The following is a 13,514-nucleotide window of genomic DNA, read 5'->3' as shown; positions in this document are numbered from 1 at the left end:
GAGCGCCCGCGTCCGAAAAGGCGAGCTGAATGATCAGGGAACCTTGGACTTTAGCACCTGAATTTACATCCAGGAACAATCCCGCTCGCAGGGCCGCCTGGGGATATCCCGCAGGGCGCCCGCGCGGGCAGTGCGTGCTACACGCGCCCCACGCTCGCCACGCCCTGGTTGGCCAGCGCATCGGCGGCCTCGTTGCCGGGGTCGCCGTTATGGCCGCGCACCCAGCGCCAGGACACCCGGTGGCGGGCCACCTGCTCGTCGAGCTGCTGCCAGAGTTCGGCGTTCTTCACGGGCTTTTTGTCGGCCGTGATCCAGCCGCGCCGCTTCCAGTTGGGCAGCCACTCGGTCATGCCCTTCATGACGTACTGCGAATCGGTGTGGATCACCACGGTGCAGGCGCGCTTGAGCGCGCGCAGGCCCTCGATCACAGCCAGCAGCTCCATGCGGTTGTTGGTGGTGTTGGCCATCCCGCCATGCATGGTCTTCTGGTGGCCGCCCGCTTTCATCAGCACTCCCCATCCGCCCGGACCCGGATTGCCCTTGCAGGCGCCATCGGTCCACATTTCCACGGTGTCGAGAGAGGTCGTTTGTTCTTGCATGTCACTTCTAGAAAAGTGCCGCCCGCGGGCGGCACGGGTTATTCGTCGGCGTGGGCGCTGCGGTTCACGGCCACCGTGGCCGCGGCTGCGGCCTTGCCTTTTTTCTTCCAGGCCGGGCCGATGACGCGCATGCCGGCCACGCGCTTGACCGCCGACACGACGTAGACGGCGCCGCCCATCTTCCACCAGCGCGCCCCCTGGCGCTCCAGGAAATGCCAGCGCTTGAGCCACTGGTCGGTGCGGCAGGCGGGCACGAAGCAGCCGTAATGGCTGCTGTCGATGTCGAACGAAAGCAGCTTGAGCCAATCCTTGAGACGCGGCACGGACATCTGGTCCTGGCGCGAGGACGGCAGCCAGTCTTCCATGCCGGGGATGGCATTGCGGGCACCCCACAGGCTCCAGGGATTGAAGCCCGACACGATGACCCGGCCTTCGGGCACCAGCACGCGCTCGACTTCGCGCAGCACCAGATGCGGCGCGTCGGTGCATTCGAAGGTGTGCGGCAGCAGCAGCAGATCGACGCTCTGCGACTCGAACGGCAGCGCATCCGGCGCGGCAATGACGCTGGCCTGCTGCCATTCGCCTTCGACCGTTTCGGTACCGACCCAGCCTTTGAAGGGCATCCGGTTGGCGCGCAGCAGATCCAGCCCCGGCAGGCCGACCTGCCAGGCGTGGTAGCCGAACACGTCCGCCACCAGTTCGTCGTATCGCTCGCGCTCCCAGGCAAGGGCATATTGCCCCGGGGCGGTATCGAACCATTCAGCGAGTTCTACAATCGGCGACGTTACCTCAGCCACATTCCACATCCTCACGCTATGAACGCTCAGCCCGACTTCACGGGCGCCGCCGACGGCGGTGTCCGCATCCTGCCCTTGCCGGCCTTCAATGACAACTATATATGGGCTGTCGTGCGCGACACGTCCGTGGTGGTCGTCGATCCGGGCCAGGCCGAACCGGTGCAACGTCTTCTGCACGAGCAAGGCCTGACTTTGCGCGCCATTCTACTCACGCATCACCATGCCGACCATGTGGGCGGCGTGACCGAACTGGTCGCGGCCACGGGCGCGCGCGTGTGCGGGCCCGCGCTCGAGGTGCTGCCGCACTGCGATGTGCCGCTAGGCGAAGGCGACTCGGTCGAGCTGCCCGACGTCGGGCTGTCGCTCAGCGTGCTCGACGTGCCGGGTCACACCGCCGGCCACATCGCCTACGCCGGCAAGGCCGCGGGGCGGCCGGTGCTTTTCTGTGGCGACACGCTGTTCGCGGGCGGCTGCGGGCGGCTCTTCGAGGGCACGCCGGCACAGATGACCGATTCTCTGCGAAAATTGGGGACTTTACCGGAAGATACATCGGTTTTCTGTGCACACGAGTACACTCTAGCCAACTTGCGCTGGGCGCTCGCCGTTGAACCGGCCAACCGCACCCTGCAACAGTGGTATGAGCGGGCCCAGCAATTACGCGCAGAAGGTGTCCCTACCCTGCCTTCCTGGATAGGCCAGGAGCGGGCCACCAATCCGTTTCTGCGCATCCAAGAAGTGGATGTCGCCAAGGCCGCTGCCGCCTGGGCCGGACGTGCTTTGTCCAGCCCCGTGGACGTTTTCGCCTCGCTGCGTGAATGGAAAAACAACTTCAAGTGATCCGACAATGAGCTTTATCCGATTCCTGCTTCCCATCCTCGTCGTGGCCCTGGCCGGTTGTGCCGGTACTCCCCAGAGCAAGCCCCAGGCCCAAGGATCCTCGAGTCGGTATATCGCCAAAGACACTTCCCGCACCGTCGACCTGACCAGTCCGCCCAGCGACGCCTGGGACCGCATCCGCCGCGGCTTCGCGGTGCCCAATCTGAATACCGAGCTGTCGCAGCAATGGACCGACTACTACGCGTCGCACCCTGAAGCCGTGCAGCGCATGGCCGAGCGCTCGGGCAAGTATCTGTATTTCATCGTCGACGAGGTCAATCGTCGCGGCCTGCCGACCGAGCTGGCGCTGCTGCCGTTCGTCGAGAGCGCCTACAACCCCACCGCGCTGTCGCGCTCGCAAGCCTCGGGCCTGTGGCAGTTCGTGCCGACCACCGGCACCTACTTCAACCTGAAGCAGGACTGGTGGCGCGACGAACGCCGCGATCCGATCGCCTCCACCTATGCGGCGCTCGACTACCTCGAGAAGCTGTTCGAAATGCAGGGCGACTGGTACCTGGCACTGGCCTCGTACAACTGGGGCGAAGGCTCGGTGCAACGCGCGATGGCCAAGAACGAGGCCGCCGGCATCCCGACCGACTATCTCAGCCTGTCGATGCCCGACGAGACCCGCAACTACGTGCCCAAGCTGCAGGCCATCAAGAACATCATCGCCGACCCCAAGCGCTACGCCGTCGTGCTGCCGAAGGTCGACAACGCGCCGTACTTCGTCACGGTGCAAAAGAAGAGCGACATCGACGTGGAGGTCGCGGCCAAGCTGGCCGAGATGCCGCTCGACGAATTCAAGGCGCTCAATCCCTCGTTCAACCGCCCCCTGATCCGCGGCGAGCACCAACCCACCCTGCTGCTGCCGGCCAACCGGGTCGAAACCTTCAACGCCAATCTGCGCAACTACAAAGGCGATCTGAGCACCTGGACCACCTACGCCTCGCGCCGCGGCGAAAGCTACGCCGCGATCGCCAAGCGCTACAACGTGTCCGAGGCGCGCCTGCGCGACATCAACGACGTGCCGTCGCGCCAGAAGGTCGCCAGCGGCCAGACGCTGCTGGTGCCGGCGGGCGCCGCGGGCAACACCGGCGGCGGCGTGCAGCTGGCTTCGCTGGGCACGCCGGTGGGTTCGCTCGACGGCGTGGGCACCAAAGATACCGCGCCCGCCTCGCGCACGCCGGCCAGCCGCGCCAAAGCCGCGCCGCCCGCGCGTCCGAACAACGCCCGCGCGAATGTGCGCACGCACAAGGTCGGCAGCGGCGACACGCTGTTCGCGCTGGCCAAGCGTTACGGCACGACGGTCGACGCGCTGCGCGCGCTGAACAACCTCAAAGGCAACAACCTGAAGCTGGGCTCGCAACTGCGCGTGCCGGGCACGGGCACCCGCGGCTGATCGCCCGCCTCGGCAGGGTCGGTGCCCCGACGCCTGCCCTGCACTGCTCGTCCGATGGGCCCTCGCGGGCCCATTTTTTCATCCCATCGAACTTACGCGGCCCGCAGCGTTCATACCCTTACGTCACCGGAAAGGGCGTGGATGCAAAGCGACCGGAGTATCAAAGCGATACAATTCCTTCATACTCAGGTTGCCGGCATCGCCTAGCATGCCGCTGCCGTGTTGGTCCGTGAGCCGCGCAAACCGCTGCGGCGACCCCGACCGCACCTCGTCCATCAGGCATTGCGCTTGCTACCGCACCTTCCCGGCCCGATTCCGCCGGCGCATCCTGCGCGACGACTCGAACCTCCTGATGCCGCGCGGCGCGTGGCAGACCGAATCATGACGAAAATCCTTGTCGTCGACGACCAGCACGTGATCGTCGACATGTTGAGCGAATTCCTGGCCGAAGAGGGCTACGACGTTCATACCCATACCGATGGCCTGACCGCCCTGCAGCAGATGCTGGAATTGCGGCCCGACCTGGTGATCACCGACTTCAACATGCCGGGGATGGACGGTGGCGCGCTGATCACCGCCATGCGCGACAACGCCTATCTCAACGAGACGCCGGTGCTGGTGCTCAGCGGCCGCCCCGAACACGAGGTCGAGGCCGCCTGCCGCGGCCATGCCGCGCATCTGCGCAAGCCCGCCGAACTCAACGACGTGCTCGACGCCGTTCATCGCCTCGCGCCGCCGCCCCGTCCCGGCGCGGCCGCCCGGATCTGATCAGGGTTTCAGAATCGTCGACAGTTGCACGTCCACGGCCGTCATGAGCTTGTGGATCGGGCACTTCTCCGACACCGCCAGCAACTCGTCGCGCTGCGCCTCGGTCAGATTCCCGTTCAGGCGCAGCTGCGTCGTTAGGCGATAGATGCCACGCCGTTCGTCGCTGGCATCCCGCACCACTTCCACGTCCACGGATTCCAGCGGAATCTGCTTGCGCTGCGCGTAGACCATCAGCGTGAGCGCCTTGCAGCCGCCCAGCGCCGTGTCGAAGTAATCGTGCGGGTCCGGACCCTCGCCCTGCGGGGCGGGCATGCCCACCGGCAGCGCATGACCTTCGGCCGTCGCCGTGTAGCGCAGCGTGCCCGGGGCATTGGCGTGCAGGGTGATCGTCATGAAAAGCTCCTATGCTGTGGGCCGGCCGCGCCGGAATACCGTCTTGTATCACGGCGTCCCCCATTTGCCGAAGCTGACGCCACACTGAACTTCCGCGCCACCGCCGGGTCTCATAGCTTGTCACTGTTACTGGAGTCGCATCTTGAGCGCTCGTCAATTGCTCGATCAACTACTGCAGTCCGGCCAGAGCCTGGTGCAAGGCGCCGCTGGCCGCGCCAATGCCGCCACAAAGGGCGGCGACTCGTCGTCTTTCCTCAAGGGACTGGGCGGCGGCGCGTTGGGCGCCGGTGCGCTCGGCCTGTTGATGGGCAGCAAAAAGGCCCGCAAGGTCGGCGGCAAGCTCGCGATGTACGGCGGCGTGGCCGCCGTCGGTGTGCTCGCCTATCGCGCTTACGACCAATGGCAGCGCAATCAGGCCGGCGGCACGCCGCCGCAAGGCACGGCCGCCGCGCCGGCCGCCCTGCCGCAGCCGCAAACGATCGATCGCCTTCCGCCGGCGCAGGTCGAACAGCATGCCAGCGCCATCCTCACCGCCATGATCGGCGCGGCCAAGGCCGACGGCCACATCGGCCCCGACGAGCGCCAGTTGCTCGAACAGGAGCTCACCCGGCTGTCGGGCAACGACGCCGACCGCGGTTGGCTCGAGGCCGAGCTGGCCCGCCCGGTCGACCCGTCCGTCGTCGCGCGTGCCGCGCAGACCCCGGAGATGGCGGCCGAGATGTATCTCGCCAGCGTGCTCGTGGTCGACGAAGAGAGCTTCATGGAACGCGCCTACCTCGACGAGCTGGCGCGCCAACTCAAGCTGGCGCCGGAGCTGAAGGCCACGCTCGAGGCGCAGGCCGCGGCCGTCTGAGGCGCTGCCGACCGATTCGACGTACCGCCGAGCCGGGCTACATCGCATCCGCGCGGGCCGCCTTCGGGCGGCCCGTTGCGTTGTCAGTCGACTCGCAGGCCGAGCGATTGCGTGAGCGCGGTGAAGCGCGCGATGTCGGCGCGCACCAGCCGATCGAACTCGGCCGCGCTCGACGCGGTGGGCGCAAAGCCCAGATCCAGCAGGTGGTTGCGCAGGCCCGGCCGGGCCATGATCGCGGCCACCGCGGCGTTCAGTCTGTCGATCACCTCGGGCGGTGTGCCGGCCGGCGCGAGCAGGCCGTGCCACTGGTTGAGCTCGTAGCCCGCCATGTCGAACTCGGCCACCGCCGGGACCTCGGGCAGCAGCAGCGAGCGCTCGGCGGAGCTCACCGCCAGTGCGCGCAGGCGGCCGCTCTCGATGAAAGGCACCGCGCTCGACGCCGTGACGATACCCAGCGGCACATGGCCCGACAGCACATCGGTCAGCGCGGGGCCGCAGCCCTTGTACGGCACCTGTTGCAACGGCGCGCCGCTGCGCAGACGCAGCATTTCGCCCGCCAGATGCTGGGGCGTGCCATTGCCGCACGATGCGTAAGGCACGGTCTTGCCGGCCGGATCGCGCGCCAGCACGGCGGGCAGGTCGGTAAAACCGGCGTCCGCACGCGTCACGATTACCGAGGGCACGAAGGCCACGTTGATCACGGCGGCGAAATCCTGCTCGGGCGAAAAATCCAGCTTGCTGAACACGCCCGGCGTGATGGCGAACGAGCTGTTCACCATCAATAGCGTGTAGCCATCCGGCGCGGCCTGGGCCACGGCGCGCGCGCCGATATTGCCGCTGGCGCCCGGCCGGTTTTCCACGACCACGGGCTGGCCGATGTCTTCGGCCAGCGCGGCGCCGATCTTGCGGGCAAGCAGATCCGTGCCCCCGCCCGGCGGAAAGGTGACGACGATGGTGATCGGATGGTCGGGATAGACCGCGGCGCGCGCCGCGGAGGTCGCCGCGCCACGCGCGCTCCAGACCGCCACGCCCAGCGCGAGGCCCAGCATGGCCATGGCGAGGATCGATTTCGTTTTCATGATCGTTCAGGGCGGACGCTCGCGGGCCGGCAGGCTTGCTGGCTACGAGCTGTCCGCGTAGGTGCGGCGCCTCAGCTGTCCAGACCGATGTCCAGCACGCGCGCGCTGTGCGTGAGCCAGCCCACGGCCATCAGATCGACGCCCGTGGCCGCGATGGCCGGCGCCGTCTCGGGCGTGATGCGCCCGGAGGCCTCGGTGATGGCGCGGCCGTCGACCATGGCGACGGCATCACGCAGGGTCGGCGGATCCATGTTGTCGAGCAAGACGACGTCGACGCCCAGCGCCAGCGCCTCTTCGAGCTGCGCCAGCGTGTCGACCTCGAGCTCGATCTTGACCATGTGGCCGACCGCGGCGCGGGCACGTTCGACGGCCTCGCGTACGCCGCCGGCCAGGGCCACGTGGTTGTCCTTGATCAGCACCGCGTCGTCGAGCCCATAGCGGTGATTGCTGCCGCCGCCCACGCGCACGGCGTACTTCTGCACCGCGCGCAGACCCGGCAGCGTCTTGCGCGTGCAGGTGACTTTGCACCGGTACTGCGCAATCGCGTCGGCGATCGACGCGGTCGCGGTCGCCACGCCGCTCAGATGCCCGAGGAAGTTGAGCGCGGTGCGCTCGGCCGTGAGCATGCCGCGGGCGGGCCCTTCGATCACGGCAATCTCGCTGCCCGCCTCGAGACGCGCCCCGTCCGCCAGCAGCGCCCGAAAGCCGATCTCGGGATCGACCAGGCGGAACGCCAGGCGCGCCAGGTCGAGCCCGGCGAGCACTCCGGCCTGCCGCGCCACCAGACGGGTCCGGCCGCGCGACTCGGCCGGCACGATGGCATCGGTGGTGATGTCTCCCGCGCGTCCGAGGTCTTCGAGCAGGGTGGCACGGACCAGGGGCTCGAGCATTACGCTCGGCAAGGGCGGCACCTGCGTGATGCGGGAGGAGAAGGCGGGCACTTCGGTTTTTATGCTCATTTTGAGTATTTGTGGGCGTAAAAAAAAGGCGTCTGGCCGGATCGATAAATTATGCTATTCCTGAGCATAAAGCGTTGTCAAGCCGCGGCGCAGCATGTCGGGCATAGCCCCGACGGACCCGCCCCCGGGCTAGACCTGCCGGGCGAGCGGCAGCTTGCTGCCGGCGATCGCGCGCTCGGCCAGCACATCCCGGCGAAAGCGGAACAGCTTGGCCGGCCGCCCGGCCGTGCCGGTGGCCATGCCGCCGGTCTCTTCGACCAGATCCTGCTGTTCGATGAGCCGGCGGAAATTCTGCTTGTGCAGGCCCCGCCCCGCCAGCGCCTCGACGGCGAGCTGGAGCTGCAGCAGCGTGAACTCGGGCGGCATGAGTTCGAACACCACCGGCCGATACTTGATCTTGGCACGCAGCCGGGCCATGCCGGTGGCGAGGATGCGCCGGTGGTCGTGATGCATGGCCTGCCCCGGCAGCGTGGGCGCGGTTTGGCCGCGGCGCTGCGCCTCGGGCACGAGCCCGGCCTCGAACAGCAGTTCGTAGCGCTGCAGCAGCATGTCTTCGTTCCAGGACGCACCGTCCAGTCCGAAGGTCAGGTTCACGCGCTGACGCCGCTGCGCGGCCACGGTGGCGTCGCCGGCCTGCGCGATCCAGGCGTTGAGCGCGGGCTCGATATGCTCCGCGAGCATCGCGGGCGCGCCGGCCCGATGATCTTCCCAGGGAAAGTAGCGGTACCAGTCCTGCCAGCCCACCTGCGCGACGCCGGTTTCGCCCGCTTCGCGCGTGAGGCCGAGATAGCTGACCGAGATGACGCGCGCACCCACCGCATCGGAACGGTCGCGGTCGGCGAACGTGTAGAGCTGCTCGACATAGCCGAGCGGATGATGGGTCTGCGTCTCGACCCAATCGCGCATGCCGGCCTGCAACGAACGGTGGCTCAACTCGAAGGGCCCCGCCGGCAGCGCCTGTCCGCCATCGGTCGTGAGCACGCGCGGCTCGCCCGCCGTCACGGCGATCAGCACGGCGACGAGCTCGGCGGTAACGTTGCGTTCGAAGGTGTCGGTCACGATGAATGGGGTCCGGGCGGCGTCCCCATTATAGGTGGGGGGCAGGGCCTGTACGCGTGGGCTTGCAGCTTTTCACACCTGGTCACTGCGACGGGCCGCGCGGACTCCTAGGATGAAGGTGACGGGCTTGGCGCCCCTGCGCCACGCCGCAATTCCAGGAGCCGCATCATGACGAAAACGATTCACGCCTCTGTGCCGCCCGACGCCGCGGCCCCCGCCGCGCCCCGCGCCGCCGATCCGGTGAAAGGGACCGGCAAGATGCCGATGCCGGAGTCGCCGCCCACGGTGGCCGGCATGCCGCGCGAAGGCCGGGTGATGAACGAGCCCGGCGACCCGGGCGTACCGGCGGGCGAAGACGACATGCTGGACACCTCGCGCGCCCCCGAGCCCGGCGAGGATTTCGAGCCGGACAGCGGCCCGGCGAAGCATCGGCCTTAAGGTTCTAGGAGGCTCGCGGAGCGGCGGCGCCTAGGCCGCCGCACTGAACATATAGCCCCAGCCGTGCACGGCGCGGATGGGCAGACGCAGATCGTGCCCCGCCGCCTTGCGCCGCAGGCGGCACACCAGCACGTCGACGTAGCGCAGCCGCGTGGCACCGCTGCGGCCCGGCCGCACGTCGACGGCATCCATCAGCTCGTGGCGGCTCAGGCGCTGCGTGGGCGCCTGCATCAAGGCGCCGACCAGCGCGCGTTCGCTTCCGCTCAGGGCGAGACGGCAGTTGCTCGGACTCACCAGCACCCAACCGTCGTCCTGCAAGCGCCAGGTGTTGCCCACGGGCGGGACGCCGGGCCTCGGCGTCGTGCTCTGCTCGTCGACGACATTGCCCACCGCCCGGCCGAAGGCGTCGGCCAGCGGGCTGGTCCAGCGCCGCGCCAGCGCGTGCAGGACCGCCGCGACTTCGCGTTCGCTGGTCTCCCGATCGACGCAGGCGTCCACCCCGCACAGCAGCAACTGCACCCGCATCTCGGGCGGCACGGCGCGCGTCATGGCGACGATGCCCAGGCCGGGATGCAAGGTGCGCAGGCGGGCAGCAGCGATCAGCACGTCGGCATGAGGCGCGGCGAGCACGACGAAGGCGCAGCGATGGGCCGCATGCACCGCAAACAGCGCGGCGACGTCATTGCACTCCCGCACCTCGAAGCCCGAGCGGGACAGCCAGATACCGAGGCGGTGCGGGCCCGCCCCTTCGGCGCACAACAAAACGGACGGCGTAAGCGTACTCATGGCGACTCCGCCTGCAGAACATTCGCGGCCCAACAGGCGGTCGAACGACATACCGCCCTGAACACGATCGTGTTTCATGAGTTAAACACAGTCGTGTATGCAGACGGCCTAGGATTTTCCCGACTTAATTCAAGCATCAAGTAAAACCCGCGATCACAGGCTGCGGGTAAACCCTTTTCGCTCGCACCTTTTCCGATATGGATCGCGCAGATTTCATATGTTTTAATCACTAACCGAACATGGCCGGACAGTTTAATAATCAGGGTGAGTACGTTTAGCGATCGTCTCCGCGACGCCAGGGCACATCGCGGCTGGACTCAAAAAGAACTGGCCGAAATCAGTGGCCTCACGCCCAGCGCCATCGGCAATTACGAAAGCGGCCAGCGGATGCATCCGTCGGGCACGGCTTTGCTCAAACTGGCGCAGGTGCTGAACGTGTCGCCCGTCTGGCTGGGCGAGGGAGACGCGTCCGCGCCCCATCCCGCCCCCGTGCCGCAATACCCGCAATCGACCGCCGCCGATTCGCGCTGGCCCTTCCGCAATATTGATTTCGCTCGATATTCGCGCCTAAAACCCCAGCAAAAGCGTCAGATCGAAATTCTGCTGGCGGCTTATATCGATTCCTGTGGTTGCTGAGGGTCGGCGGACAGTCGTCGCGCGCTGGCGGCCAGCGAATCGGCCACGTGTTCGAGTTTGTCGTTGAGCAGGTCGAGCGAGACGCCGGCCAGCTCGAACAGCGCGTCGGCTCTCGCCACATCGAGCGGCCTGCCGGGCTCCGGCGCATAAAAGCTCCGCGACAGATCCTCTTGAAGAATGCTCAGCAGGCTGCGCAAGCCGATCGCGACGGATCGAGACGCCTGCAGTGCCTGCACTAGCCGATCCGCGCCGGCTTCGCCCCGCCCTGCCGTCTCTTGCGGCTGTTGCGCACTCCGATCCGATTGCTCCTGGGCGCCGGGATGTTCGTTCTGCATGATGCCCTCCCCTGGGTCATACCGCGCGCTGTGTTGCGCGCATCTCACCGGCGAGTCGAGGCGAGCCCCCGCCGCCAGCGTCAGTGTTAAATACTGAAACAGATAAGTTAAATAATATTTCAGAACGCCGGCCAGGGGTGGAAATCAATGTATCGGCGTCCGCTGGGTGAGTCAGGGCAGCGCGTACGCGATGAGATAGTCGCCCGGCCGCGTCCTGGCAGCCGGATGGCCGCCCGCGGCGATGACGACGTAGGCGCGGCCATCGGCGTCCTGGTAGGCCATCGGCGCGGCCTGTCCGCCCGCCGGAAGACGGTCCTGCCACAGCACATCGCCCGTGCGCACATCCACCGCCCGCAACGCCTGCTCCTGCGCGGCCACGGTGAACACCAGTCCGGTGCCGGTGATCAACGCGCCCCCGGCGGTGCGGGTGGCAAGCGGTATCGGCAGAAACGAACGCAGACCCAGCGGAACGCTGTCGTATGCCGATCCGAGCCGGGCCTGCCACAGCACCCGGCCCTGCCTGAGGTCCACCGCCGTCAGATGCCCATACGGCGGGGCGGCACAGGGCGCCCCGAGCGGCGACAAAAACGGACCCGCCGCCTGCGTGGTGGCGCTGGACGCCGAACTCGCTTCGGCGGGCGGATCGTAGAGCGGCAGGCGGGCCCAGTTCAGCACCAGCACGCCGCGATGCGGATCGAGCGCGACGCCACCCCAGTTGACGCCGCCGATCGCGGCCGGCAGATCCAGATGCGGCGCGTCGCTGACGCGCGCGGTCTGCAGGGCGGCGGCCTGACGCAGGCGCAGCCGGCACCAGAGGTGGTCGAACGGCGTGAGCCCCCACATGTCGGATTCTCGCAGCGGCCCCTCCGTCTGTGCGCCCATGTCCAGCGCCGGCACGGGCAACGGCTCGCCCGTGCGTCGGTCGAGCACGAACACCTGGCCGCGCTTGCTGACCTGCACCAGCGCCGGAATACGGCCCTGCCCCGGCGCGCCGGGCCAGTCGGTGAGCACGGGTTGCGAGGCGACGTCGTAATCCCACAGCGCATGACGCCGGGCCTGGAAGGTCCAGCGCGGCTGCCCGGTGTCGGCGTCGAGCGCCAGCACCGTGCCGTAGCGCCGGGGCTGCGCGCCCTGCGGCAGCCCCGCATCGGCGGGCACGTTGCCGGTGGGCACATAAATCATGCCGAGCGCTTCGTCGGCGCTAATGGGAGCCCAGGCGTTCGGCTCGGAAGGCCGCGGGCCCGGACCGGCCTCGTCCGGATCCACCGACCAGACCAGCGCGCCCGTGCGCGCGTCGTAGGCCCGCATGCGCCCGCCCGGCTCGCCCACCGACTGGCCGTCGCTCAGCCAGCCGCCCAGCACGACGCGGCCGCGCACCACCTGCGGCACCGAGGTCGCGTGATAGCTGCGATGCGAAGACGCGCCGTCGCGCATGTCCACCTGGCCCGCGCGGCCGAAGTCCGGACAGGGTGCGCCGGTGCGCGCATCGACAGCCAGCAGACGGGCATCGGGCGTGACGCCATAGATGCGCGCGGCGCACACCGCGTCGGGCGCCATCCGGGGCAAGACGTGATGCGCCACGCCACGACAGGCCACGGCGCCCGACACATCAGCGACCGGCGCGGCGTTCGCCGCGGCCACGTCAGCGTGCGGATCATGACGCCAGCGTTCGCGTCCGGTCCGGATATCGAGCGCGATCAGCGCACCGCGCGCCGAACAGAGATAGAGGGAGTCGCCGACCTTGAGCGGCGTGACCTCGAGCCGGCGCGGCTCGTTGTCGGCGGCGGGCCATTCGCCGGTGCGGTAGGTCCAGGCAACGCGCAGCCCGGCCACGTTGTCGGGGCGGATCTGCGCCAACGAGCTGTAGTGCGTGCCGCCGGCGTCGTTGCCGTAGTACGGCCAGTCGGGCGAGGTCGGCGGCGCGCCCGCTTCGTCGCGCAGGTCGGCGCGCAGGGCCGGCACGGCTTGCGGGCCCGACTCGTAGGCCGGCTTGCCGCGCAGCACCCCGGCCACCACGATGCCCGCGAGCGACACGGCAAACCCCATCGTGACCAGCCGCGCCGCGCGATCGACGCGGGGCGCGGGCGCCAGCCAGCGCATGACGGGAGGCAGCCAGAACGCCATGCCGAGCGCGAACAGCAGGCCCAGGCGGCCGGCGAGCGCCCAGAAATCCAGACCGACCTGCCAGAGCGACCAGCCGAGCGTCCAGGCCAGCATCGAGGCATAGACGCCGAGGCATCCCGCATGACCGAACCAGAGCATCAGGGCCGCGGCCACACAGGCCACGCCGGTACAGAGGAAATAGACGGAGCCGCCCTGCATGAGCAGCTTGAGGCCTCCCAGGCCCAGCAGCACGCCGCTCGTTGCGAGCACAACGCACAGCCCCACTGCCACTACATTTCTACCCGACTCATCGTCGACCGCAGACATGCCACACTCCCCAAGGCCTGGCCGGCGTTCCGGCGTTCCGGCGCTTCGTTGTCCCGCGCGGCTGCGCTGGCCGCGTACGGTTTTGCCACCTCTGGATGCCCGGCGCG

General features: G+C 68.3%; 15 protein-coding genes. 6 read left to right on the top strand and 9 right to left on the bottom strand.

All coding sequences use genetic code 11. The features are described 5' to 3' along the window. Positions 1-137 precede the first annotated feature (137 nt). Together rnhA and CEK29_RS02730 are read right to left on the bottom strand one after the other, a co-directional pair. Complete coding sequence (gene rnhA / locus CEK29_RS02735) at positions 138-599, bottom strand: ribonuclease HI (protein WP_094798649.1); 462 nt, start codon at positions 597-599, stop codon at positions 138-140. 38 nt (positions 600-637) lie between these two features. Beyond that, entirely contained in the window at positions 638-1,396 is a 759-nt protein-coding gene (locus CEK29_RS02730) for a class I SAM-dependent methyltransferase (RefSeq protein ID WP_094857334.1), read from the bottom strand. 18 nt (positions 1,397-1,414) lie between these two features. On the opposite strand from CEK29_RS02730, the gene gloB reads away from it, so the two are divergent. The 3 genes from gloB to CEK29_RS02715 all read left to right on the top strand — a co-directional run bounded on the left by gloB (position 1,415) and on the right by CEK29_RS02715 (position 4,439). Beyond that, positions 1,415-2,233 (top strand): hydroxyacylglutathione hydrolase, encoded by an 819-nt coding sequence (gene gloB / locus CEK29_RS02725; protein ID WP_094857251.1) that lies wholly within the window; start codon positions 1,415-1,417, stop codon positions 2,231-2,233. A gap of 7 nt (positions 2,234-2,240) precedes the next feature. Then, a complete protein-coding gene (locus tag CEK29_RS02720) occupies positions 2,241-3,671 on the top strand; it encodes a transglycosylase SLT domain-containing protein (RefSeq protein WP_094857250.1) in 1,431 nt (476 codons plus the stop codon). A 381-nt stretch (positions 3,672-4,052) separates the two neighbouring features. Continuing rightward, entirely contained in the window at positions 4,053-4,439 is a 387-nt protein-coding gene (locus CEK29_RS02715; protein ID WP_094798646.1) for a response regulator, read from the top strand. On the opposite strand, the gene CEK29_RS02710 is transcribed toward CEK29_RS02715, so the two are convergent. Beyond that, positions 4,440-4,832, bottom strand: coding sequence for an OsmC family protein (locus CEK29_RS02710; RefSeq protein WP_094798645.1), 393 nt, complete (start codon positions 4,830-4,832; stop codon positions 4,440-4,442). A 142-nt stretch (positions 4,833-4,974) separates the two neighbouring features. Here CEK29_RS02710 and CEK29_RS02705 point away from each other — a divergent pair, with 142 nt between their 5' ends. Continuing rightward, positions 4,975-5,685 (top strand): tellurite resistance TerB family protein, encoded by a 711-nt coding sequence (locus tag CEK29_RS02705; RefSeq protein WP_094798644.1) that lies wholly within the window; start codon positions 4,975-4,977, stop codon positions 5,683-5,685. A gap of 83 nt (positions 5,686-5,768) precedes the next feature. Here the strand turns inward: CEK29_RS02705 and CEK29_RS02700 are convergent, their stop codons facing one another. The 3 genes from CEK29_RS02700 to CEK29_RS02690 form a co-directional block, all read right to left on the bottom strand. Then, positions 5,769-6,734 carry a tripartite tricarboxylate transporter substrate binding protein gene (locus CEK29_RS02700; protein ID WP_440588300.1) on the bottom strand — a complete coding sequence of 322 codons (966 nt, stop codon included), beginning with the start codon at positions 6,732-6,734 and terminating at the stop codon, positions 5,769-5,771. 101 nt (positions 6,735-6,835) lie between these two features. Then, positions 6,836-7,723, bottom strand: a complete 888-nt coding sequence (gene nadC, locus CEK29_RS02695; RefSeq protein WP_094857248.1) for a carboxylating nicotinate-nucleotide diphosphorylase — start codon at positions 7,721-7,723, stop codon at positions 6,836-6,838. A gap of 129 nt (positions 7,724-7,852) precedes the next feature. Continuing rightward, the gene (locus tag CEK29_RS02690) at positions 7,853-8,782 is read right to left on the bottom strand and encodes an NUDIX hydrolase (protein ID WP_176456820.1); all 930 of its coding nucleotides are present in this window, start codon (positions 8,780-8,782) and stop codon (positions 7,853-7,855) included. A gap of 168 nt (positions 8,783-8,950) precedes the next feature. Between CEK29_RS02690 and CEK29_RS02685 the strand changes: the two genes are divergently transcribed. Next, entirely contained in the window at positions 8,951-9,220 is a 270-nt protein-coding gene (locus CEK29_RS02685) for a hypothetical protein (protein ID WP_255176047.1), read from the top strand. Positions 9,221-9,250: 30 nt separating this feature from the next. On the opposite strand, the gene CEK29_RS02680 is transcribed toward CEK29_RS02685, so the two are convergent. Further along, complete coding sequence (locus CEK29_RS02680) at positions 9,251-10,006, bottom strand: response regulator transcription factor (RefSeq protein ID WP_249278932.1); 756 nt, start codon at positions 10,004-10,006, stop codon at positions 9,251-9,253. A 264-nt stretch (positions 10,007-10,270) separates the two neighbouring features. On the opposite strand from CEK29_RS02680, the gene CEK29_RS02675 reads away from it, so the two are divergent. Beyond that, positions 10,271-10,642, top strand: a complete 372-nt coding sequence (locus CEK29_RS02675; protein ID WP_094798639.1) for a helix-turn-helix domain-containing protein — start codon at positions 10,271-10,273, stop codon at positions 10,640-10,642. Here CEK29_RS02675 and CEK29_RS02670 read toward each other — a convergent pair. Both CEK29_RS02670 and CEK29_RS02665 read right to left on the bottom strand, forming a co-directional pair. Then, positions 10,618-10,977 (bottom strand): hypothetical protein, encoded by a 360-nt coding sequence (locus CEK29_RS02670; protein ID WP_141218290.1) that lies wholly within the window; start codon positions 10,975-10,977, stop codon positions 10,618-10,620. The two genes, CEK29_RS02675 and CEK29_RS02670, sit on opposite strands and share 25 nt — an antisense overlap. Before the next feature lie 171 nt (positions 10,978-11,148). Then, entirely contained in the window at positions 11,149-13,407 is a 2,259-nt protein-coding gene (locus CEK29_RS02665) for an outer membrane protein assembly factor BamB family protein (protein WP_094857245.1), read from the bottom strand. Between the last annotated feature and the right edge of the window lie 107 nt (positions 13,408-13,514).

The organism is Bordetella genomosp. 5 (genome assembly GCF_002261475.1).
Lineage (GTDB): Bacteria > Pseudomonadota > Gammaproteobacteria > Burkholderiales > Burkholderiaceae_B > Bordetella.
This window is presented reverse-complemented; position numbering and strand designations above follow the sequence as displayed.

What these genes read in the sequence shown, in the direction of transcription:
- rnhA (WP_094798649.1), bottom strand. Translation starts at nt 599, where the DNA reads ATGCAAGAACAAACGACCTCTCTCGACACCGTGGAAATGTGGACCGAT.
- gloB (WP_094857251.1), top strand. Translation starts at nt 1,415, where the DNA reads ATGAACGCTCAGCCCGACTTCACGGGCGCCGCCGACGGCGGTGTCCGC.
- CEK29_RS02720 (WP_094857250.1), top strand. Translation starts at nt 2,241, where the DNA reads ATGAGCTTTATCCGATTCCTGCTTCCCATCCTCGTCGTGGCCCTGGCC.
- CEK29_RS02715 (WP_094798646.1), top strand. Translation starts at nt 4,053, where the DNA reads ATGACGAAAATCCTTGTCGTCGACGACCAGCACGTGATCGTCGACATG.
- CEK29_RS02710 (WP_094798645.1), bottom strand. Translation starts at nt 4,832, where the DNA reads ATGACGATCACCCTGCACGCCAATGCCCCGGGCACGCTGCGCTACACG.
- CEK29_RS02700 (WP_440588300.1), bottom strand. Translation starts at nt 6,734, where the DNA reads ATGCTGGGCCTCGCGCTGGGCGTGGCGGTCTGGAGCGCGCGTGGCGCG.
- nadC (WP_094857248.1), bottom strand. Translation starts at nt 7,723, where the DNA reads ATGAGCATAAAAACCGAAGTGCCCGCCTTCTCCTCCCGCATCACGCAG.
- CEK29_RS02685 (WP_255176047.1), top strand. Translation starts at nt 8,951, where the DNA reads ATGACGAAAACGATTCACGCCTCTGTGCCGCCCGACGCCGCGGCCCCC.
- CEK29_RS02680 (WP_249278932.1), bottom strand. Translation starts at nt 10,006, where the DNA reads ATGAGTACGCTTACGCCGTCCGTTTTGTTGTGCGCCGAAGGGGCGGGC.
- CEK29_RS02670 (WP_141218290.1), bottom strand. Translation starts at nt 10,977, where the DNA reads ATGCAGAACGAACATCCCGGCGCCCAGGAGCAATCGGATCGGAGTGCG.
- CEK29_RS02665 (WP_094857245.1), bottom strand. Translation starts at nt 13,407, where the DNA reads ATGTCTGCGGTCGACGATGAGTCGGGTAGAAATGTAGTGGCAGTGGGG.